Here is a 20,079-nt window from a genome sequence, read left to right as displayed (position 1 = left end):
AGCCGCAACGCGTCCAGCCTGACGCCGCCACGGCCCCGTAAGGCTGGATATTAACGGTTTCCCGAAATTCGATCGACGATCCGTGTGACGACGCTGCGGGGAAGGGTGCGCAACGATTGGACGAGGGCCTTGTTCGAGGCGCCGTGGATCGCCACCCGTCGGCCGCGTTCCATGGCGCGAACCCCGAATGCGGCAACATCGCGCGATGTCGGCAGCTTGCCCTTGAAAAGGGGCGACTCTCCGGCCTCGGCCGCCTCGGCGAAGCCCGATTGCGTCGGGCCGGGGCACAGGGCCGTAACCGTGATGGCGGTGCCGCGCAGTTCTTCGGCCAAAGCCTCGCTGTAGGACAGCACATACGCCTTTGTTGCGTGGTATACGGCCATGCGGGGGCCGGGCACGAATGACGCGACGGATGCGACGTTCATGATACGGCCGTGACCGCGCGCGAGCATGCCCGGCAGAACCTGCTTCGTCAGCCGTGTCAGCGCCGAGATGTTGAGGTCAATCATCTCCTGGTCACGTTCCAGCGGAGACTCCGCATGGGGGCCGAAATAGCCGAAGCCGGCGTTGTTGATCAGGAAGTCGATGGTGAGCCCGCGGGCTTCGACTTCGGAAAAGAGCCTGTCGGCACCGCTTTCCGGGCCGCCGACCGTGCTCAGGTCTACCGCGATCGTTTCCACCGTGATGCCGTGCCGGGCGTGGAGAGCCGTGGCGGCCTGCTCCAGCCGCTCGGCACTGCGGGCGGTGAGAATCAGATCGGTGCCGCGCGCCGCCAGTTCGGCCGCGATCTCGCGCCCGATTCCACCGGATGCACCGGTGACGAGTGCCGTCCTGCCCCTGTTGACGTCCCTGTCCATGCCATCTCCGTTGCGCCGCATTTTGCGTCGGGCACTCTTGATAACGCGGTTCGATGCCTAACCATAGCGTGGAGAACCGCGGGCATGGCTATTCCGGAGCGTGAGGGCCCGGATCCGAATCCTGTTCCGCCGATGTCGAGTCGGGCGCCTTCTCCTGCAGGGACGCGCGCACCGACGCCCAGTCGCCGCGCGGATTGGATCGGGTCGGTACGGCGCGGAGAAAGGGGAACCAGAGATCACGCGAGACCTCGAACACGCGCCGGAGTTCGGCTAGCGGGCTTGAATGATGGTCCACGCGCAAATCGACCAGGGGGTAGATATCGGGTCCGGCGACGAGAACGGCCGCCGACCGGTTGCCGCGCCAGTCTCCGCCCGAGGTGCCGCCCGCGGCCAGTGCGGCAACGAGACGGTCGCCCAGCGCGATTGCGGACTGATAGAGATCGGCGGGGGCGGCGGGAGTATCCGGCGATCCGGTCATGACCGCCCGCATGGCCTCCAGTGTCTCCGGGCCGGCCAGAAAATTCCCGGCCAGTGCCAGATTGGTCAGGGTGACGCCGCCCGACCAGGGGTTGGTTTCCTCGCCAGAATGTACGGCGGCCCGGCCTGTTGCGTCGACCGCCAGAACCTGGCGTATCGATGCCTCGGGGTCGGTCGCCAGTGCTTCTGCCAGGGCTTCGGGCGCCGGGTATCCACGGGCCATCCTGTCCAGGGCCGCTGGCGCCAGATAGGGATTGGTCCAGCCCTGCGTGCATACAGCACCGATCCCGTGGCGAATATGCGGACAGATGCTGCCCGCTGCCGGAACCATGGTCGTGATCGCCGTGCCCAGCAGGCCCGATGCCGGATCGCGCGCTGCGATCGAGAACGTGCTGTGCATCGGGCCTCCTTTGCCGGTGCCGGCCGGATCAGAGGGCGGCGGTGACGATCATCTCGACGTTGAAATCTGGCGTTGCCAGCCGCGCTTCGCCGCAGGCGCGCGCGGGGGCGTGCCCCTCGGGCACCCAGGCATCCCAGACGGCGTTCATTTCCGCGAAGTGCTTCATGTCGTCGAGCCAGATGACGGTCTGCAGGATCTTGGTCTTGTCGGACCCGACTTCGGCCAGAAGCTTTTCCACCGAGGCGAGGATTTCGGTGGTCTGTTCGGCGATCGATGTGCCGGCTTTGCCGACCTGCCCGGCGAGATAGACCACATCGTTGTGGATGACGATCTGGCTCATGCGGGTGCCGACATGTTTGCGGGTAACGGGCATCGGAATTGCGTCCTCTTGTTTGTTTGTCTCTCATGCCGGTATCGGGCATGGCGTACTGGCCTGTCTACCTGAATTGAACCAACCGGATTTCGCCGGAATTTGATTCAGGCGATGCCCTGGAGAAAGCTGGTCAGCGTCGGACCGAGATCGTCCGAAAGATAGCCGCCTTCCTGAACGATGGTTGTCGGCAGGCCCAACTGTGCAATGGCCCGGCCGACGGCGCCATAACCGTCCGGGGTCAGGGACAGGCCACCGAACGGATCGTCCGCTCGGCTGTCCAGCCCCAGCGCGACGACCAGCGCGCCGGGCGCGAAGGCCGCAATCCGCGCCAGCGCGGCGTCGAGGGTGGGCATATAGTCGGCGTCGGCCGTGCCGCGGGGGATTGGCAGATTGTAATTGTAGCCGAGTCCGGCCCCCGATCCGCGCTCGTCGGCATGGCCCCAGAAGAACGGATAGAACCTGACCGGGTCGGCGTGGATCGACACCGTCAGCACGTCAGGCCGGGCATAAAAAACACCCTGCGTGCCGTTACCGTGATGAAGGTCGACATCAAGAATGGCCACCCGATCATATCGACTGCGCAGGACGCCTGCGGCCACGGCCGAGTTGTTGACGAAACAGAATCCGCCGGCCATATCGGCGAATGCATGATGGCCCGGCGGGCGGCACAGGGCATAGGCTTTGGGCGCGGCATTGCTTTCGGTCTCGGCCAAAACGGCCTGGGCCGCAGCGACCGCGGCGTCGGCGCTGCGCCGGATCGCCGGCCAGCTGTCGGCCGAGATCGGGCAGGCGGTATCGGCCATGTGATATCCGGCCTGACCGACGGCCGATTTCGGATAGGCCCCGTCCCGGCGATCCGGGTGAATGTTGGGAACGACTTCCGCCGAGGCACCGTCGATCCGTTGCCACCGCTCGTAGATGGTGGAAAGGAACGTGATGTATTCCGGCGTATGAACGGCGGCGATCGGGCCCAGACCGGCATCCGGCGGCACGACAGGGGTCAGCCCGGCGTTCACGGCACCGCTCAGCATGGCATCGGCCCGCTCTGGCTTTTCCGGGCTGGGCTGCGGGGCGCCGCTGACCAGGAAATGCTTGGGTGCGTGGGCTTTCTGGGCGCGATCGTAATAGACGTTCATAAGACTTCTCGTTCTGCGGCCCCGACTGCGGGCCACCAAATATCTGGGAAATCGCCGGGTTGGAATAGGTCGGGCCGCCGGCGGAAGATGACCATCAGTGCGCCAGCCATCAGTTACGAGGAAGGCCGAGCGTGTCGGCCACCTCGGACAACGCGTCGTCGAGCTTGGTCAGGATTTCACCGAGATGGGAGGGGTCAGCGATCAGTGGCGGGCATACCATCACATGGTCGCCATGGGTGCCCCCCCGGGTCCGGCGGGAATAGACGATTAATCCGCGCTCGTAAGCCGCTTCAACGACGCGGCTGTGGGCGTTCATGGCGGCGGGGAGCGGCGCCATGGTATCCGGATCGGCGACCATTTCGAAAGCCAGCAGGAGACCGCGTCCCCTGACGTCGCCGATAAACGGATACCGGGCCGCCAGGGCGCGCAAGCCGTCGGCCAGTTTCGCTCCCATGGCGGCGGCATTGGCAGGCAGGTCCCGCGATTCGACCACGTCCAGAACCGCCAGTCCTGCCGCGCAGGCCAGCGGATTGCCGGCATAGGTATAGCCGTGGATGAACCCGCCGGCATCCAGCACCGGCTCTACCAGCCGGTGATGCGCCGCTATGGCGCCAAGCGGGGCATAGCCGGCCGCAAATCCCTTCGACAGCGCAATTATATCGGGCCGCGCCTCCGGGCAATGATCGGACGCCAGAAATGTGCCGGTCCGGCCCGCGCCGGTCATGACCTCGTCGTGGATCAGCAGAATGCCGAATTCGTCGCAGATTTCGCGTATGCGGCGATGATAGGCGTCGGGTGCGACCAGCGCACCCGTCGACGCGCCGCCAATCGGCTCCATGATGAAAGCCAGCACCGTTTCCGGCCCTTCACGCAGGATCTGCTCGCGCAGCAGCTCGGCATATTTCAGTCCGCGCTCGTCGGCGGACAGATCGTCGCGATCGAGGTAGCCGGTCGGGGCACTGATCTTTGGCATCTCGCGCATCATCGGCGAGAAAGGCGCGCTCATCGGGGCCATGCCGGTCAGCGCCAGCGCGCCCAATGTGGCGCCATGGTAGGACGGAAAACGCGAAATCACCTTCCATCGCGCGGCCTGGTTGGTGGCCAGGGCCCATTGGCGGGCAAGCTTGATGCATGATTCCACTGCTTCGGAGCCGCCCGACACGAAAAAGATCCGATCCAGTCCTTCCGGCATCCGGGCGGCCGTGCGGGCGGCAAGGGTCTCTGCGGGTTCGTTCTCGAAATGCAGCCGATAGCCAAATGTCGCCTTTTCCATCTGGCGGCGCATGGCGTCAATGACGTAGCGGTTGCCATGGCCGATATTGGCGACCATCGCGCCGCTCGACCCGTCGAGCCAGCACCGGCCATCGACGTCGTACAGATAGACACCGTCGCCGCGGTCCAGCAGCGGACGCCGCTGCCGGCTCTGGTAGAACAGATGGGATGGTGGCCGGTTTCCGCCGGTCCCGGCTGATGGTGTCATGTTTCCGGATCCTGTATGAAAAGCCGGTCTGGTCGGCGACTAGGCATCGGCCGGCGGCAATACGACGGCATCGCGCGCCCGCAGCCGAACCATTACCGTCGCGCCTTCGGCAACGGGAACATCATCGATGGCGTTAAGGGCCTGCAGCCTGAGATTGCCGGCATCCAGGAAGTACCGCGCGGCCTGGCCCTGATAGTCGACCGCCGTCACCTTCGCTTGGAACGAAGCGTCTGTTTCGTCGGTCGCGGCGGCACCCTTGGGGTCAAGGCTCAGTTTCTCCGCCCGGACGGCGACGCTGACCGTGTTGCCGGAGGTGAGGTTCTCCTTCGAGCCGCCGATGGCGACGCCGCTGAGGCGTCCGATGCCAGGAATGTCTACTACGGCCGCGGCTTCGCCGGCGTTCGATCCGGTGGCGGTGGCGTCGGTCGACAGCAAACGGGCGTCGAGGATATTGGCGTTGCCCAGGAAGGTTGCGACAAAGGCTGACGAGGGCCGGTTATAGACCTCCGCCGGGGCGCCGACCTGCTCGATGCGTCCGTTGCTCATGACAACGATCCGGTCCGACAACGCCAGCGCTTCGGATTGGTCGTGCGTGACGAAGACGGTCGTGATGCCGACTTCGTGCTGTATGCGCTTCAACTCGACGCGCATGTCCTCGCGCAGATTGGCGTCGAGCGCCGAGAGCGGCTCGTCCAGCAGCAGCACATCGGGCTGAATCACGATGGCCCTGGCCAGCGCGATGCGCTGCTGCTGTCCACCCGAAAGCTGGGCGGGCATTCGGTCGGCCAGATGCGGCAGCTGGACGAGGTCCAGCACTTCCATGACCCGCTTGCGGATCTCCGCCTTGGGTGTATTGCGATACTTCAGACCGAAGGCGATGTTGTCGAAGATCGTCTTGTGCGGAAAGAGCGCGTAATTCTGGAACACGATACCGAGATTGCGCTTGTGGATCGGCAGGTCGTTGACGCGACGGCCGCTGATCAGGATGTTGCCTTCGGTAATGCCCGTCAGCCCCGCGATCATGCGCAGGGTCGTCGTCTTGCCGCAGCCCGATGGGCCGAGCAGCGTCAGAAAGGTGCCGGGTTCGATCGACAGGCTCGATTTGTGAACCGCTGTCAGGTCGCCGTACCGTTTGACGATGTCCACCAGTTCCACCGCGCCCGAACGGGCTTGCCCGCTTTGCGCGTCCCCGGCTTTGCCCGCTCTGGTGCCGGTTTCAACGGGGCCGGTTTCTGCTGGGCGATCTACTGCTGCTGCCATGAACGATCCGTCTCGGCTGGTCTGGATGATCGGCGGCCGGAACAGGCTTCCGGCCGCCTCTGGGGATCATGCGGCGATCAGAATCCGCGCTGAACGCGGCTGAACATCGGCGACCACTCGCTCTCGTTGCTGTTCCAGTATTCAGCATTGTAGAAGGTGAGCTCGCTCATTTGTCCGGTCGGATCGAAGGCCGGCAGGGTGGGAACGATCTCGCCGAGATCGACCTTGGTGGGGTCGAGTGCCGGCGGATAGGACTGTCCCTCGGCGACGGCGATCGCAACGGCCGGCTCCAGCATGAAGTTCAGCAGTTCTTCGCAGGCTTCCATCGGGCTGCCGCGCAGAACGAAGATGCATTCCTGCCAGGCGAGGCCGTTGGGCGGATCGTAATAGCCGATATCGTGGCCTTCGTTCTGCAGGGCCCGGATGCGGCCGGACCAGCCTTCGGTGACGTAGATTTCCTCTTCCGCCAGCAAGCTCATCAATTCCGCGCCGGAACCCCAGTATTTCAGAGCAAGGTCGCGGTGCTCGCGGATCTTCTCCCAGACGGCTTCCATATCCTGGATGTTGTTGGGATCCTGTCCGGTCTGCAGCGCACCGTACCAGATGCGGGTCTTCCACTCGGCCCAGCCGCCGATCTTGCCCTCGTAAGTCGGGTCGACCATGATGTTGGCGCCCTTCTCCCGGACTTCTTCGTCCGAGATGAACTTGCGGTTATAGGCAATCGACGTGGTGCCGTAGTTGTAGGGCACTGCCGACAGGGTGCCGCCGGTGATTTCCCGGAAAACGTCCTGAAGCCGCACGATGACGTTGGCAAGATTGGGGATGTTGTCTTCGTTCAACTCGGTGGTCAGGCCGAGATTGTGATACCGGTCGTAGTCGAACACGCCCGACAGATGGGCCAGGTTGAATTCACCTTCCTGACCGCTGCGGACACGGGCGAGATACTCGTCCGCACCACCGAAGGTGCCGTCGACGACTTCGATGCCGGTGGCTTCGGTGTACGGATTGAAGGCGTGCTGACGGAACGCCTCGGAGACGACCCCGCCCCAACCGTCGAACCGGACCTGATCCGGTGTGGCTGCGAGCGCGCGGCGGCCAAGGCCTGCCATCGGACCACCGACCAGGCCCGCCGCCATACCCGAGGCCCCGAGCAGGCCAAGAAAGGTCCGCCGGTCGAGATCGCCATTGCCGTAGCGTTCCAGCAAGCGTGCATAGCGTTTCGTATTATCCATGATTTTCAGCCTCCTCGATGTTCGAAAACGGTTGGCGCGAGAGTGCCGGGGGACGGGACCGCGAACGGTGCGGCCCCCGATGCGCTGCTTTTGTATTTGTCATCATCCGCCGACCCCGCGGGCCAGGCGGCGTGCCAGTGCTGCCCCCAGCAGGGGTAGGGCTACGGTCACGACGATCATCACGGTGCCCAGGGCGTTGATCTCCGGGCTGATCGAGTTGCGCAGCATCGCGAAGATCTGGGTCGGTACGGTTTCGACACCGCCGGGCTTCCAGAACAAGGTACCGGTGATGTCATCGAACGAGATGGTGAAGGCGAACAGCATGCCCGCCGCGACTGCTGGCAGGATCAGGGGCAGCGTGATCGCGAAAAACGTCTGAATCTGGCTGGCGCCCAGGCTCATCGCTGCTTCTTCGTATTCCCGGCGGACGCCTACCAACCGCGCCTGAACGACCAGCACCACGAAGGGCAGCGTGAAGATGACATGGCCCATGAGCAGCAGGAAGAAGCTCTTCGGGATGCCCAGGAACTGCAGGAACAACAGTAGCGCCACGGCCAGCACGACCTCTGGTACCAGGATCGGCGCGATCACGGCGGTGGCGATGATGGTCTTTCCGGGGAAGTTGTAGCGGACCATCGCCAGCGACGCCAGCACGCCCAGCGTCGTCGAGATCACGGCTGTCAGCGCACCGAGGATCATCGAGGTCCGGAACGCCCGCCTTATGGCGTCGTTGTTCCACAGTTCGACGAACCAATGGGTGCTGAGCCCTTCCATCGGGAAGCTGCCGAACTGCGCGGGGTTGAACGACAGCAGCACGACGACGGCGACGGGCAGGAACATGAAGAGATAGATCAGGATGGTGGCGAAGCGGATCAGGCTCCATCCGGACGGCATGAATGTCATCGCGTGGGCCTCTCTCAACTCAGGCTCTTGGCGATCTGCCCGAGACCGAGAAATCGGTTGTAGAGGGCGACCACGGATCCGAGGACGATCAGCAGCACCAGCGACAGCGCCGACCCCATGGGCCAGTTGAGCTGTGTGATGATGGCCTCGAAGACGAGATTGGCGAACATGGCGTCGCGGGGGCCGCCCAGGATCAGCGGCGTGATATAGGTGCCCGCTGCCAGCACGAAGCACAGCAGACCGCCGGCAGCCAGTCCCGGCAGCGACAGCGGCAGCGTGACCTCGCGAAAGGCTTGCCAGCCGGTGCAGCCGAGCGACCGAGCCGCCTCGACCAGCCGGCCGTCGATGCCGTAGAGGCTGACATAGACGTTCAGGATCATGAATGGCAGCAGGAAATGCACCAGGCCGAGTATGACGGTTGCCTCGTTGTAGAGCATCGAGATCGGTTCGGCGGTGATGCCGGCCCATTGCAACAGACCGTTTACGGCGCCGCTGGACCCAAGGATGTTGATCCACGACATCGTCCGGATGATGTAGCTGATCCAGAACGGCAGCATCAGCAGCAGCAAAAGCAGCGCCTTGTGCCCGAACGTCGTGGTGGCAATGAAATAGGCCGGAATATAGCCGAGCAGGGCGCAGATGACCGTCGTTATCAGGGCGATCCGGATCGTCGTGATCAGGATGCTGCGATAGAACGGGTCCGTCAGCGCACTGATCCAGTTGTCCAGATGGAAACCGGGCGTATCGACGCCGAATCCGGTATTCAGCCAGAACGAATAGACGATAATGAAACCCAGCGGCACGATCAGCAGTAGCATGATCGCCGTCAACGCTGGCGTCAGGAGGATCCACGGCCGGGCCGGGTTATCCATGGGGTCAGTCGACGCCATGCTGTTCCTCGCGAAGTGGAGCCTCGTGTTCGGTCAGACGGTCCCGTCTAAGCGGCCGCCCGGTATCATTGATCCGCATCGTTGGTCAGCATGTGGTATAAATCAAATAGATATGGTCTATTCCACGGATAGATGGAATTGATACTGGCGGGAGTCCGCGCCTTGAGACGCGAAGAAGCTGAAAGATTTACTCGTAACCTGGACTGGAATCTGCTGAGAACCTTCATCGCCATCGTTCAGGAGGGGGGAATCACCGCTGCCGCGAACCGGTTGCTCCTGAAGCAGCCGACCGTGTCGACCGCCCTCAAACGTCTAGAAGGGCATGTCGGAAAACGCTTGATCGATCGCGGCGGCGGCCGCTTCTCCGTGACCGCGGCCGGGGACCTTCTCTACCGCGAGGCCGTCGAAGTCCAGGGATCGATCGGCCGGCTCGCGGTGGTGATGCGCGATGTCCGCGAGGAAGTCAGCGGTCACGTCACGATCGGCATGGCCAGCCATGTCGTGTTTCCGATCCTGGACCGCGTTCTGGGCGAATTCAGCCGGGCGCATCCGGCTGTCAGCTATGCCGTCGACGTTTCCACCAGCGGCGAGGTTGTGCGCTGGTTGCTGGAGAAGCACACCTCGATGGGCATCTGTCTGGTTCATCGGCGGCATCCGAAACTGGCCTACGAGCCGTTGTTCCGGGAGCATTTCGGGTTCTTCTGCGGGCCGAGCCATCGGTTCTTCGGCCGGCGCGACCTGGAACTGTCGGACCTGGAAGGCGAGGCGTCGGTGTCGTTTCGCACCGACGCGTTGCAGGATGCGCTGCGCCCCGTGGCGCTGCTCCGCGCTGAGCTGCGGATGGACGACACGATCCGCGGAACCTCGTCGCATCTGGAGGAGGTTCGCCGCATGATCGTGGCCGGTGTCGGTATCGGGCCGCTGCCGATCCACGTCATGGCCCGCGATGTCGCGGATGGCCTGCTCTGGCGCTTGCCGCCGTATGACGATCCGCCGGCGATCGACATTCACCTGGTGTGGAATCCGGTGACGCGGCTGAACCGGGCCGAAGAGGGGCTGCTGTCCCTGCTTCGGGAACGTGCGGCCGCCGTGCCATTCGAGGATCGGACCTATCCGCCTGCCATCCCCCGCGGCGGACCGGCACCCGATCAGGGGGAGTCGGACTCCAGCCCATAGCGGTCGATCACGCCGCTCTCGACAAGCCCGGCGTGCAGGGCAAGCAGGATTAGACGCGCATCGGTGCTGTCACCGGCGGCCACAGCGCGCTCGACCCGCTCTTCGACCGCCTCGACGGTCGATACGTCCGTCTCCGCCGCCAGACCGCCCGGCCCGATGATGCAATAGGTCAGCAGAACGGCCGCCGAGGCGCAGTCGGCGTCGGAAACCGACCCGTCGCTATCCGGATCCCGTCGCAACTGCCGGATTGCCGCGATCTTGACCGCATCGGGAACGACACGCGGGTGCAGCCCGACCGCACGAAATGCAGATTCCAGCCGGCGCAGATCATCGGCCCTGCCGAATATTCCAAGGAACCCCAACATTGGTGTAGACTATCAGCATTCTCCCACCGTCACCATCGCTCGCAGCCATTTTCGTAGCCGGCCGGACTGCGCCAGCCGGCTACAGGGGCCGGCTACAGGGGCCGGCTACAGGGGCCCGGTACAGGGGCCCGGTACAGGGGAAAGTGTCAGCAATGCCCAGAACCATCGCGCTCATCGACGGCCATCCCGATCCCGACCCGGCCCGGCTGTGCCATGCGCTCGCCGACGCCTATGCGGCGGGCGCCACCGAAGCCGGTCACACGGTCCATCGTGTGACGCTGGCATCCATGGATATCGCTTTTCTCAGGACCGCCGCCGAATGGCATGATGCCGAGCCGAACGCAGACATCCGTCGAGCGCAGGATGCCATCGCCGCGGCCGATCATCTGATCATCATCTATCCGCTTTGGCTGGGAACGATGCCGGCCTTGCTGAAGGCCTTCCTGGAACAGATGGCGAGGCCGGGATTCGCGATACCGAAGGGATCGATAGGGGCGAATGCGGGTCTGTTGCGTGGCAAATCGGCCCGCGTCGTGGTGACCATGGGTATGCCGGTCTTCGTCTATCGCTTTTATTTCTTTGCCCACAGCCTGAAAAGTCTGGAGCGCAACATCCTGCGCTTTGTCGGCATCAGGCCGATCCGCGAGACTCTGATCGGCATGATGGGCCCCCAGGGGCACGACCGTGCTGCGAAGTGGGTGACGCGCCTCGCCGATTTCGGCCGCCGGGGGATGTGATCCGGCAGTCCGGGACGCTTATGTCGCGGCAGGCATTGTTCCGGCGTCGTTGCTCGCCATATCCTTGGGATGCCACGCGCCTTTTTCCGATGGATAGGATTCGCCATGCTTTTCAAGCGCAAACCCGCTCATATCGTTGGCCCTGACGAGGCGCTGCCCGGGCGCGCCGAATCCATGCCCGTCACGGCGGGGCACTTTGTCAACGGGCGTTCGCTGACGCCGCCTTATCCCGACCGGATGGCAGTGCTCGATGTCGGTATGGGTTGTTTCTGGGGCGCCGAGCGGCTGTACTGGACCGTCGACGGCGTTCATGTGACGGCGGTCGGCTATGCGGGTGGCCATACCCCCAACCCGACCTACGAAGAAGTCTGCAGCGGCATGACCGGCCATACCGAAGCCGTACGCATCGTCTATGATCCGGAGGTCGTCAGCGACGAGGCACTGATGAAGCTGTTCTGGGAGAACCACGATCCGACCCAGGGCATGCGTCAGGGCAACGATACCGGCACCCAGTACCGCAGCGCGATCTATTGGCACACCGACGGCCAGCGCCGGGCCGCAGAGACCACGGCCGAATCCTTCCAGTCGATGCTGACGGCGGCAGGATTGCCGACGATTACGACCGAGATGGCCTCATCGTCGAACTTTTATTTTGCTGAAGATTACCACCAGCAATATCTGGCCAAGAATCCCCGCGGCTATTGCGGCTTGGCAGGTGTCGGAGTCAGTTGCCCAACAGGAGTCATGGAGAAAACCACATGAGCAGGCCCGCACGACGCCTTAGCTTTTCTTGATCACATCATTATCACAGGACATTGTTTAATTATACCCTATCTGTCGTACAGAGTTGCGTGACGGGCCGTCTTGGTGCCGCCGGCATGGACGACAGGAGGTTTGACGATGACAATGCGCGTGAAACGGAATTCCGTAATGGGAATGGCGGGGCTTTTGACGGCCGCCGTGGTTTTGGCGGGCTGTTCGGGCATGACAGAGACCGAGCAACGGATGCTCAGTGGCGGCGCCGGTGGCGCGGCCGGTGGGGCAGCAATCGGTGCGATTACCGGCGGAAGCGCCACGACGGGCGCGATCATCGGCGGTGCGGCCGGTACAGCCGGTGGCTATCTCTACGATCAGTCACAGCGCGATTGACCTCGCCGTCTTTCCCGATTTACGACGCGAACGAGCGGCCGGGCCAGTGGGTCCGGCCGCATTCTTGTGTGCATTTTGGAAATGCGGGTTAGGGGGCGGCTTTGTCCGCTTCTGAAAGTTCGATTGCGTTCTTCAGCTGGCGACGTGCCAATTCGATGATCTTCAGCATGGCGGCTTCGGCGCGATCGGGGTCGCGGGCAATCACCGCATCGGAAATGGCGTCGTGGAGAATAACGCCCTCGGACGGCGGGATCAGGGACCGGCGCTGGACGCTGAAACTGCCGCTGAGCAGAGCCTCGACCATCGGGGCCATGCAGATCAGGAACCGGTTTCCCGTCGCCGTCAGCAGTGCCTTGTGAAAACGCACGTCGTGCAGATAGTAAGTGTCGGGGTCATTCACCGCTTCCGCCATGGCATCGGATTCCATGCGGATCGCCGACAGGTCGGCGGCTGTTGCGTTAATCGCGGCAATGCGGGCGGCTTGCGGCTCGATCATGATTCGCAGGGCCACCATCTCTTCGAACCATCGGCTGTCCGTCGATCGAACCGCGTGCCAGGAAAGAATATCCGGGTCGAGCAGGTTCCAGTCGTCGCGCATCCGCACCCGCGTGCCGGTCTTGGGCCGGCTTTGAACCAGACCCTTGGCGGCAAGGACCTTGATTGCCTCACGAATGGCGGTTCGGCTGACCCCCAGACGGATCATCAGGTCGGGTTCCGGTGGCAAGGGTTCCCCGGCCGGATAGTGTCCGGCGACGATGTCTTCGCCAATCGTCCGCACGACCCGCCCATGAACCCCGCGATCCGGATACGTACGTTTGCCGCCGTTGCGAAGTGCGGATGAGGCTGCCGACGGGATTTCTGCTCTTTGAACGGTCATGAAGTCTACGGTCCTGGCGTCTGTCGCGGAAGTGCCCCCATGCGTTCTCTATCTGATTTTACGGATGCCGGAAGGCCGTCGGGCGACCGCTGTGCAACCTGATCCGCGTTTTGTTCATTATCCCTTTTTTGCTCTGATCACAGAGTATAAGGGTCAAATCTCGACTACCGGGGACGATCGGCGGTACCGAGCGCGTCTCCTACCATAAAATTCATTGTGGTAAATAGTTCTTTTTAGGGATGTTATCATTAATCGAGGCTTTGGCAAGCTGGCTCAGGCCGGGTCAGCTCGTTTCAGGCAGGAAGAATAGACTGTCACCGGCCTGTTTTTCAACAATCCGAAAGGACCGGCATGCGTGCGCATCGGAGAGTGCCGCGCATGTGGATGCCAGCGTCGGCTTGCCGCATGCCGTTGCCTGTCGGATTGTCAATCCTGTTGACGCGAACCCTGCCGGGTGGCCATTTATTGGCGCATTGTGGATATTGTAGCCGATTGTATGCGCGGCGACATGGGCTATGGAGGCACGAAGCATGGGACGGCTGACGACTCGCGTACTGGACACGGTCGAAGGGCGGCCAGCCACCAGGCTGGTCATTGCTGTGACGCTTCGACCTGTGAAGGCTGAGTGACGCCGCGCTCGAAAATAATGGAGAATGCGTTGATGCAGCTGCGCTCATGACCGGCACGGTCATCCTGATCTTTGCCGCGCTGGTGTTCGCCACGTCCTTTCTCTCCGGCATATTCGGCATGGCCGGTGGCATGATCCTGATGGGCGGGCTGCTGCTGATGATGCCGGTCCCCGCCGCCATGATCCTGCACGGCGTCACCCAGATGGCAGCCAATGGATGGCGGGCCTTTCTTTGGCGCCGCTATATCGATTTCGGAATCGTCGGCCGCTTCACCATCGGCATCGTTGCGTCTTTTGCCGTGTTCAGTCTGATCCGGCTGGTGCCCGACGAACGCACGGTCTTCATCTTTCTCGGCCTGTCGCCCTTTGTCACGCGTCTGATTCCGACCCGGCTGATGATTCAGGTCGACCGACCATGGGGCGGGCAGATCTGCGGTTTCATCTGCACGGCGTTTCAGTATCTCGCCGGCGTCGCCGGGCCGCTGCTCGACCTCTTCTTCGTGCGGACGACCATGGACCGGCGGACCGTGGTCGCCACGAAAGGCGCGTGCCAGACACTCTCGCATCTTGCGAAGCTCGGCTATTTCGTCTCGCTGATCGATGCCGCCGGCGAGGTTCTGACCCCCTTCATCGTCGTGGTCGCCGTGGCATCGTCGATGGTCGGCACAACGGCAAGCCGGGTCGTCCTGGATCGCATCTCCGACGCCCAGTTCCGGCAGTGGACCGGCCGGATCGTCATGGCGATCGGTGCTGTCTTCCTCGTTCGCGGTATTCTCGGGTAGCCTGTTCGCCGGTTCAGCAGTTGGCTTTCTGAACGAGACGAGAGGAAAGACCCATGAATGAGGCTCCCGATCAGCAGGGTGACCCCCAGGCCCCCGATCAGCAGGACGACGCGCCGGCAGACGAACAGGAACGCTGGCAGGTGCTCACTCAGCTCGAAGACTGGCTGGAGCGACCGATGCTGGTGCTGTCGTTCATCTGGCTCAGCCTCGTCATCATCGAACTGATCTGGACGACCTCAGGCGTGTTTGAGCTGCTCGGCACGATAATCTGGATCGTATTCATTCTGGAATTCCTGCTGCGCTTCGCACTCGCCCCACGCAAGCTCCGGTTCCTGCAGCGCAATCCGATCACCATCGTCGCGCTGGCCGCGCCCGCGTTCCGGTTCGTGCGCGTCCTGCGCCTGCTGCGCCTGACCCGTGGGCTGCGGCTCGTCAGGATCGTCGGCACCGCCAATCGCGGGCTCGGTGCGTTGAGGAAGAGCTTCAGCCGCCGAGGGCTTGGCTATGTACTGGCCACGACGGCGCTGATCATCCTGCTGGGCGCGGGCGGCATGCTCGCCTTTGAACCGGCGGGCGATGTCCGCGGCGGCTTCTCCGGCTATGCTGACGCCCTCTGGTGGACAGCGATGCTGGTGTCGACGATGGGGTCGGATTTCTGGCCCCTGACGCCCGAGGGACGGGTTCTGGCGCTGCTGCTGTCGATCTACGGTCTCGCGGTGTTCGGCTATATCACCGCCAGCTTCGCCACGTTTTTCATCGGGCAGGAGGCCGCGGCCCCGGACGGCGATGTCGGCGGTTCCCACGAAATCGCCGCACTGCGCGCCGACATCGCGTCGCTGCGCGAGGAGCTGCAAAAGTCGGCCCCGCGTCCCTAGCGACAGGGGCGACCATTGCTTATCATGTGCCATTTCGTCTTGCACTTTTTCCGGGGTATGTGCCCCTGATTTTCGGCCTCTTGTCTGCAATTGGAAGAGGTGGCACGCTTCGCGAACGGTATTTGCCGTTGGATGGGTGAACGCGGGCGGGCAGGAATGACGCAGACGGTTCGATTCTTGCTGAACGGCGCGGCGCGGTGTGTGCCGGACGTGCCGCGAACGCGCACGATGCTTCAGCATCTGCGGCTGCACGAGCGCCTGACCGGCACCAAGGAGGGCTGCGCCGAAGGCGACTGCGGCGCTTGCACGGTCATGGTCGGCACGCCGCGCGAAGGCCACGGCTTCGACTGGCGGGCCGTCAATGGCTGCATCCTGCTGCTGACCGAGGTTGCGGACCGTGCGGTGGTCACGGTCGAGGGGCTGGGCGATAACGACACGCTGCATCCCGTCCAGTCGGCGATGGTCGAAAGCCACGGCAGCCAGTGCGGCTATTGCACGCCCGGTTTCATCATGAGCATGGCCGCCCACCGAGCCGCCGGACTGCCGGATACCGATGACGCCATCCACGAGACGCTTTCCGGCAATCTGTGCCGTTGCACCGGCTATCGCCCGATCGTCGACGCCCTGCGCACGGCCGCACCGGCGCCCCTGGCAGCGGACCGCGAGGCCGACTGGTCGGCGGCACTGGCGACGCTTTCGGCCGATGACCGCCTCGACGTGCCCGTGAGTGTGGACCAGCTCGACGCCATGCTTGCTGCAAATCCCGGTCTTCGTCTTCTGGCCGGCGGTACCGATCTCGGCGTTGCGATCGCCAAGGACGCAGCCGATCCCGGCGCCATGGTCCCGGTCAGCCGCATTCCCGAACTGCGCCAGACGGAGATCGACCGCGATATCGTCACCATCGGCGCGGCGGTCACCTATGCCGATGCTCTGCCGATACTGGACGAGGCGGCGCCGGCCATTGCCGCCATGGTGCGGCGGATCGGCTCGCGCCAGATCCGCAATGCCGGCACGATCGGCGGCAATCTGTGCAATGCGTCGCCGATCGGAGACAGCGCGCCCGCCCTGCTGGCGCTGGGCGCGACGGTCATGCTGCGCTCCGCGCGCGGCCGGCGCGAGGTGGCGCTTGAGGATTTCTTCACCGCCTATCGCCAGACCGTGCTGACACCGGGCGAGTATCTCGAATGGATCCGCTTTCGGCGTCCGCCGGCCGATCAGGTCTATCGCGTCTACAAGCTGTCCAAGCGCTATGATCAGGACATCTCGACCATCAGCATGGCGGCGTCGATCGATCGCAGCGACGGCGTGGTGACCGGCGCGCGGCTGGCGTTCGGCGGCATGGCCGCGACCCCGTCGCGGGCGCCGGCGGCAGAAGCGGCGCTGACCGGCACCGCGCTGGACGGCCGTGCGGTCGAGGCAGCGGCGGCCGCGCTGAGCCGCGACTTCCAGCCGTTGTCCGATTTCCGAGGCAGTGCGGCCTATCGCATGGCCGCGGCTGCAGGGCTGTTGCGGCGGCTTTCACTTGAGGTCGGGGCCGATGCCCGAACCGATGGCCAAACCCACGCGGCGCCGATGGAGGTGTGGCAGCTATGAACCGGATGATCCGCCCCGAACCGGAGACCCGGCCCGCCCAGGGCGGCGTTCGCCAGTCGGTCGCCCATGAAAGCGCCGAGCGGCACGTCACCGGCAAGGCCATCTATATCGACGATGCCGGCGAACCCGAGGGCTGCCTGCATGCCTGGACGGTCATGTCCGACCGGGCGCATGCGGCGATCACGGGCATCGACACGGCCGAGGCCGCCGCCATGCCGGGCGTTGCGGCCGTGGTGACGGCGGGCGACATTCCGGGCCGCAACGATGCCGGTCCGATTCTGCCGGGTGAGCCGTTGCTGGCAGATAGCGTGGTGGAGAACTGGGGCCAGGCGATCGCCGTGGTCGCCGCCCGGACCGAGGCCGAGGCCCGCGCCGCCGCCGCGCGGGTGACGGTCGGGTATGAGGACCGGCCCGCCATCCTGACGGTCGATCAGGCGCTGGCGGCGGAAAGCCATGTCATCGCGCCGATGATCATGCGCCGGGGCGAGGCGGCATCGGCGATCGCGGCCGCGCCCCATCGTCTGGACGGAGAACTGCGCTTCGGCGGCCAGGACCATTTCTATCTGGAAAGCCAGGTGGCAATGGCGATCCCGGGCGAGGACGATGCCATCCACATTCATTCCTCGACCCAGCATCCGACGGAGGTGCAGCACGTCGTTTCGCGCCTGCTGGGTGTGCCTTATGCCGCCGTCACGGTCGAGGTGCGGCGCATGGGCGGGGCGTTCGGCGGCAAGGAAAGCCAGGCATCCCTGATCGCGGGCATGGCCGCGGTGCTGGCGTGTAAGACGGGCAAGCCGGTGAAACTGCGCCTGAACCGCGATACCGACATGATCATGACCGGCAAGCGCCATGGCGGGCTGGCGCGCTACAGCATCGGCCACGACGGCGACGGGCGCATCCTGGGCCTGGACATGATCATCGCGCTGGATGCGGGATCGGTGCCCGACCTGTCGGGGCCGGTGCTGACCCGCGCGCTCTGCCATGTCGACAATGTCTATTATCTGCCCGCCGTGACCGTCACCGGCTATGCCTGCAAGACCCATACGGTGTCCAATACGGCATTTCGGGGCTTTGGCGGGCCGCAGGGCATGCTGGCGATGGAGTCCGCCGTGATGCGGGTGGCCGATGCGCTGGGCCGGACGCCGGAGGAGATCCGGGCGGTCAACGGCTATGATCCGATTGGCCGGGACACCGGGCGTAACCTCACGCCTTATGGCCAGCCGGTGCGCGACAACGTGCTGCCGCGCGTCATGGAACGGCTGGCGGAGAAGGTCGACGTCGCCGCCCGCCGCCGCGAGATCGCCGCCTTCAATGCCACGAGCCCGGTGGTGAAAAAGGGGCTTGGCGTCTTCCCGGTCAAGTTCGGCATCTCGTTCAATCTGCCGACGCTCAATCAGGCTGGGGCGTTGCTGCACGTCTATACCGACGGCAGCGTTCATCTGAACCATGGCGGCACCGAGATGGGCCAGGGCCTGTTCGTGAAGGTGGCGCAGGTGGTGGCCGAGGCGTTCGGCATCGATATCGGCCATGTCCGCCCGTCGAGCACCCGCACCGACAAGGTGCCCAATACCTCGGCCACGGCAGCGTCGTCGGGCTCCGACCTGAACGGCATGGCAGCGCTGGCGGCGGCTGAAACCCTGCGCGCCCGGATGGCGGCGGTTGCGGCGGATGCCTGGGGCTGTTCGGCGGCCGATATCGTGTTCGGCGATAACGCCGTCCGCTCGTCGGCCGGGGATGGACGTATGCGCTTTGTCGACCTCGCGCAGCTTTGCTGGGAACGGCGGGTGTCGCTGTCGGCTACCGGGTTCTATGCGACGCCGGACATCCATTTCGATCAGGGGAGCATGACCGGCGAGCCGTTCTATTACTTCGCCTATGGTGCCTGCGTGGCCGAGGCGGCGATCGATACGCTGACCGGCGAGAACCGGATCCTGTCGGCGCATATCGTTCACGACGTCGGCACTTCGCTGAACCCGGCCATCGATATCGGCCAGATCGAAGGGGCGTTCGTCCAGGGGTTGGGCTGGCTGACGACAGAGGAACTGTGGTGGGACGGCGAGGGGCGGCTGCGCACGCACGCGCCGTCGACCTACAAGATCCCGACCAGCCGCGACGTTCCGGCGATGTCGATTTCGCTGCTGGACGAGGCGCCCAACCCGCGCCCGACGATATTCCGCTCCAAGGCCGTCGGCGAGCCGCCGTTCATGCTGGCGATCGCCGGCTGGCTCGCGATCCGCGATGCGGTCAAGAACGCGGGCGGTAAGGCGGAGACCCTGACCGCCCCCGCGACCGGCGAGGCGGTGCTGCGCGCGGTGACCGGGTTCGACGCCCAATGATGACGGAAGCATTGACGGTCCTGGGAACGATCCGAACGGCACGGCTGGCCATCCGGCCGCTGATCGACGCCGACGCCGCGGCCTTCGCCGCCATGACCGACGATCCGGCGATCACGGAAATCATCCACTTCCTGCCCACACCGTTCACGATGGATGATGCCACGCGGCTGATAGCGGGCGAAGGCGACGGCCGCGACTGCTTTTTCGGGGTCTGGCGGCAGGGCGACGATATGATGATCGGAACAGTGGGCACGCATCTGCGCGGCGCGGATCAGATCGAAATCGGCTATTGGTTCGCGACCGCCGCGCGCGGCCGGGGGATGGCATCGGAAGCGGTGTCGGCTGTGGTTCACCGTATCAGGGAAAGTTACCCCGACCGCAGGCTCTATGCCGAATGCCTTGCCGACAACCGCCCCTCGTGGGCGCTTCTGGAGCGGGTCGGCTTCCACCCCACCGACACCCCCGGCGACCGGCCAGGGCGGATGCGGTTGGTGTATGCAAGCGCCCGTGTCACTGATTCCGTAGGCCCGTCGATCGCAACGTGATCGGCTCA

20 protein-coding genes are annotated in these 20,079 nt (G+C 64.4%); 9 read left to right on the top strand and 11 right to left on the bottom strand.

What is annotated here, in order from left to right:
- Positions 1-50: 50 nt before the first annotated feature.
- From ABZ728_RS21450 to ABZ728_RS21410, 9 genes are all read right to left on the bottom strand, one after another.
- Positions 51-857 (bottom strand): SDR family oxidoreductase, encoded by an 807-nt coding sequence (locus ABZ728_RS21450; RefSeq protein WP_366658470.1) that lies wholly within the window; start codon positions 855-857, stop codon positions 51-53.
- 88 nt (positions 858-945) lie between these two features.
- A complete protein-coding gene (locus ABZ728_RS21445) occupies positions 946-1,734 on the bottom strand; it encodes a DUF1028 domain-containing protein (RefSeq protein WP_366658468.1) in 789 nt (262 codons plus the stop codon).
- Positions 1,735-1,762: 28 nt separating this feature from the next.
- A complete protein-coding gene (locus ABZ728_RS21440; protein ID WP_366658467.1) occupies positions 1,763-2,107 on the bottom strand; it encodes a RidA family protein in 345 nt (114 codons plus the stop codon).
- A 104-nt stretch (positions 2,108-2,211) separates the two neighbouring features.
- Positions 2,212-3,243 (bottom strand): histone deacetylase family protein, encoded by a 1,032-nt coding sequence (locus tag ABZ728_RS21435; RefSeq protein ID WP_366658466.1) that lies wholly within the window; start codon positions 3,241-3,243, stop codon positions 2,212-2,214.
- 109 nt (positions 3,244-3,352) lie between these two features.
- A complete protein-coding gene (locus ABZ728_RS21430) occupies positions 3,353-4,723 on the bottom strand; it encodes an aspartate aminotransferase family protein (RefSeq protein ID WP_366658465.1) in 1,371 nt (456 codons plus the stop codon).
- Positions 4,724-4,762: 39 nt separating this feature from the next.
- Positions 4,763-5,983 (bottom strand): ABC transporter ATP-binding protein, encoded by a 1,221-nt coding sequence (locus ABZ728_RS21425; RefSeq protein WP_366658464.1) that lies wholly within the window; start codon positions 5,981-5,983, stop codon positions 4,763-4,765.
- Between the two features lie 77 nt (positions 5,984-6,060).
- Complete coding sequence (locus ABZ728_RS21420) at positions 6,061-7,215, bottom strand: extracellular solute-binding protein (protein ID WP_366658462.1); 1,155 nt, start codon at positions 7,213-7,215, stop codon at positions 6,061-6,063.
- Between the two features lie 102 nt (positions 7,216-7,317).
- Positions 7,318-8,118, bottom strand: coding sequence for an ABC transporter permease (locus ABZ728_RS21415; protein WP_366658461.1), 801 nt, complete (start codon positions 8,116-8,118; stop codon positions 7,318-7,320).
- Between the two features lie 14 nt (positions 8,119-8,132).
- Entirely contained in the window at positions 8,133-9,008 is an 876-nt protein-coding gene (locus ABZ728_RS21410) for an ABC transporter permease (protein WP_366658459.1), read from the bottom strand.
- Between the two features lie 162 nt (positions 9,009-9,170).
- Here ABZ728_RS21410 and ABZ728_RS21405 point away from each other — a divergent pair, with 162 nt between their 5' ends.
- Positions 9,171-10,184: a LysR family transcriptional regulator gene (locus tag ABZ728_RS21405; protein ID WP_366658458.1), complete on the top strand. Its 1,014-nt coding sequence runs from the start codon at positions 9,171-9,173 to the stop codon at positions 10,182-10,184.
- On the opposite strand, the gene ABZ728_RS21400 is transcribed toward ABZ728_RS21405, so the two are convergent.
- Positions 10,157-10,549, bottom strand: coding sequence for a hypothetical protein (locus ABZ728_RS21400; protein WP_366658456.1), 393 nt, complete (start codon positions 10,547-10,549; stop codon positions 10,157-10,159). The two genes, ABZ728_RS21405 and ABZ728_RS21400, sit on opposite strands and share 28 nt — an antisense overlap.
- Before the next feature lie 152 nt (positions 10,550-10,701).
- On the opposite strand from ABZ728_RS21400, the gene ABZ728_RS21395 reads away from it, so the two are divergent.
- From ABZ728_RS21395 to ABZ728_RS21385, 3 genes are all read left to right on the top strand, one after another.
- Complete coding sequence (locus ABZ728_RS21395) at positions 10,702-11,286, top strand: NAD(P)H-dependent oxidoreductase (protein ID WP_366658454.1); 585 nt, start codon at positions 10,702-10,704, stop codon at positions 11,284-11,286.
- A 105-nt stretch (positions 11,287-11,391) separates the two neighbouring features.
- Complete coding sequence (gene msrA, locus ABZ728_RS21390) at positions 11,392-12,048, top strand: peptide-methionine (S)-S-oxide reductase MsrA (protein WP_366658453.1); 657 nt, start codon at positions 11,392-11,394, stop codon at positions 12,046-12,048.
- Between the two features lie 138 nt (positions 12,049-12,186).
- Positions 12,187-12,435, top strand: coding sequence for a YMGG-like glycine zipper-containing protein (locus ABZ728_RS21385; RefSeq protein WP_366658452.1), 249 nt, complete (start codon positions 12,187-12,189; stop codon positions 12,433-12,435).
- Positions 12,436-12,523: 88 nt separating this feature from the next.
- Here ABZ728_RS21385 and ABZ728_RS21380 read toward each other — a convergent pair whose 3' ends face one another.
- Positions 12,524-13,312: a FadR/GntR family transcriptional regulator gene (locus tag ABZ728_RS21380; protein ID WP_366658450.1), complete on the bottom strand. Its 789-nt coding sequence runs from the start codon at positions 13,310-13,312 to the stop codon at positions 12,524-12,526.
- A gap of 675 nt (positions 13,313-13,987) precedes the next feature.
- Here ABZ728_RS21380 and ABZ728_RS21375 point away from each other — a divergent pair.
- The 5 genes from ABZ728_RS21375 (at position 13,988) to ABZ728_RS21355 (ending at position 20,071) form a co-directional block, all read left to right on the top strand.
- Positions 13,988-14,722: a TSUP family transporter gene (locus tag ABZ728_RS21375; RefSeq protein WP_366658449.1), complete on the top strand. Its 735-nt coding sequence runs from the start codon at positions 13,988-13,990 to the stop codon at positions 14,720-14,722.
- A gap of 53 nt (positions 14,723-14,775) precedes the next feature.
- Positions 14,776-15,597, top strand: coding sequence for a potassium channel family protein (locus tag ABZ728_RS21370; protein ID WP_366658448.1), 822 nt, complete (start codon positions 14,776-14,778; stop codon positions 15,595-15,597).
- Between the two features lie 156 nt (positions 15,598-15,753).
- Positions 15,754-17,190, top strand: coding sequence for a xanthine dehydrogenase small subunit (gene xdhA, locus ABZ728_RS21365; RefSeq protein WP_366658447.1), 1,437 nt, complete (start codon positions 15,754-15,756; stop codon positions 17,188-17,190).
- Positions 17,187-19,526 carry a xanthine dehydrogenase molybdopterin binding subunit gene (gene xdhB / locus ABZ728_RS21360; protein WP_366658446.1) on the top strand — a complete coding sequence of 780 codons (2,340 nt, stop codon included), beginning with the start codon at positions 17,187-17,189 and terminating at the stop codon, positions 19,524-19,526. Before xdhA ends, xdhB begins: the two co-directional genes overlap by 4 nt.
- A complete protein-coding gene (locus ABZ728_RS21355; RefSeq protein ID WP_366658445.1) occupies positions 19,523-20,071 on the top strand; it encodes a GNAT family N-acetyltransferase in 549 nt (182 codons plus the stop codon). The genes xdhB and ABZ728_RS21355 overlap by 4 nt, the downstream gene beginning before the upstream one ends.
- Positions 20,072-20,079 lie beyond the last annotated feature (8 nt).

This window comes from Fodinicurvata sp. EGI_FJ10296 (assembly GCF_040712075.1).
Taxonomy (GTDB): Bacteria; Pseudomonadota; Alphaproteobacteria; order DSM-16000; family Inquilinaceae; genus JBFCVL01.
The sequence above is the reverse complement of the archived record's forward strand: the minus strand, read 5'-3'. Positions and strand labels throughout refer to the sequence as shown.

Coding starts and splice junctions, on each gene's coding strand:
- ABZ728_RS21450 (WP_366658470.1), bottom strand. CDS start 857: ATGGACAGGGACGTCAACAGGGGCAGGACGGCACTCGTCACCGGTGCA.
- ABZ728_RS21445 (WP_366658468.1), bottom strand. CDS start 1,734: ATGCACAGCACGTTCTCGATCGCAGCGCGCGATCCGGCATCGGGCCTG.
- ABZ728_RS21440 (WP_366658467.1), bottom strand. CDS start 2,107: ATGCCCGTTACCCGCAAACATGTCGGCACCCGCATGAGCCAGATCGTC.
- ABZ728_RS21435 (WP_366658466.1), bottom strand. CDS start 3,243: ATGAACGTCTATTACGATCGCGCCCAGAAAGCCCACGCACCCAAGCAT.
- ABZ728_RS21430 (WP_366658465.1), bottom strand. CDS start 4,723: ATGACACCATCAGCCGGGACCGGCGGAAACCGGCCACCATCCCATCTG.
- ABZ728_RS21425 (WP_366658464.1), bottom strand. CDS start 5,983: ATGGCAGCAGCAGTAGATCGCCCAGCAGAAACCGGCCCCGTTGAAACC.
- ABZ728_RS21420 (WP_366658462.1), bottom strand. CDS start 7,215: ATGGATAATACGAAACGCTATGCACGCTTGCTGGAACGCTACGGCAAT.
- ABZ728_RS21415 (WP_366658461.1), bottom strand. CDS start 8,118: ATGACATTCATGCCGTCCGGATGGAGCCTGATCCGCTTCGCCACCATC.
- ABZ728_RS21410 (WP_366658459.1), bottom strand. CDS start 9,008: ATGGCGTCGACTGACCCCATGGATAACCCGGCCCGGCCGTGGATCCTC.
- ABZ728_RS21400 (WP_366658456.1), bottom strand. CDS start 10,549: ATGTTGGGGTTCCTTGGAATATTCGGCAGGGCCGATGATCTGCGCCGG.
- ABZ728_RS21395 (WP_366658454.1), top strand. CDS start 10,702: ATGCCCAGAACCATCGCGCTCATCGACGGCCATCCCGATCCCGACCCG.
- msrA (WP_366658453.1), top strand. CDS start 11,392: ATGCTTTTCAAGCGCAAACCCGCTCATATCGTTGGCCCTGACGAGGCG.
- ABZ728_RS21385 (WP_366658452.1), top strand. CDS start 12,187: ATGACAATGCGCGTGAAACGGAATTCCGTAATGGGAATGGCGGGGCTT.
- ABZ728_RS21380 (WP_366658450.1), bottom strand. CDS start 13,312: ATGACCGTTCAAAGAGCAGAAATCCCGTCGGCAGCCTCATCCGCACTT.
- ABZ728_RS21375 (WP_366658449.1), top strand. CDS start 13,988: ATGACCGGCACGGTCATCCTGATCTTTGCCGCGCTGGTGTTCGCCACG.
- ABZ728_RS21370 (WP_366658448.1), top strand. CDS start 14,776: ATGAATGAGGCTCCCGATCAGCAGGGTGACCCCCAGGCCCCCGATCAG.
- xdhA (WP_366658447.1), top strand. CDS start 15,754: ATGACGCAGACGGTTCGATTCTTGCTGAACGGCGCGGCGCGGTGTGTG.
- xdhB (WP_366658446.1), top strand. CDS start 17,187: ATGAACCGGATGATCCGCCCCGAACCGGAGACCCGGCCCGCCCAGGGC.
- ABZ728_RS21355 (WP_366658445.1), top strand. CDS start 19,523: ATGATGACGGAAGCATTGACGGTCCTGGGAACGATCCGAACGGCACGG.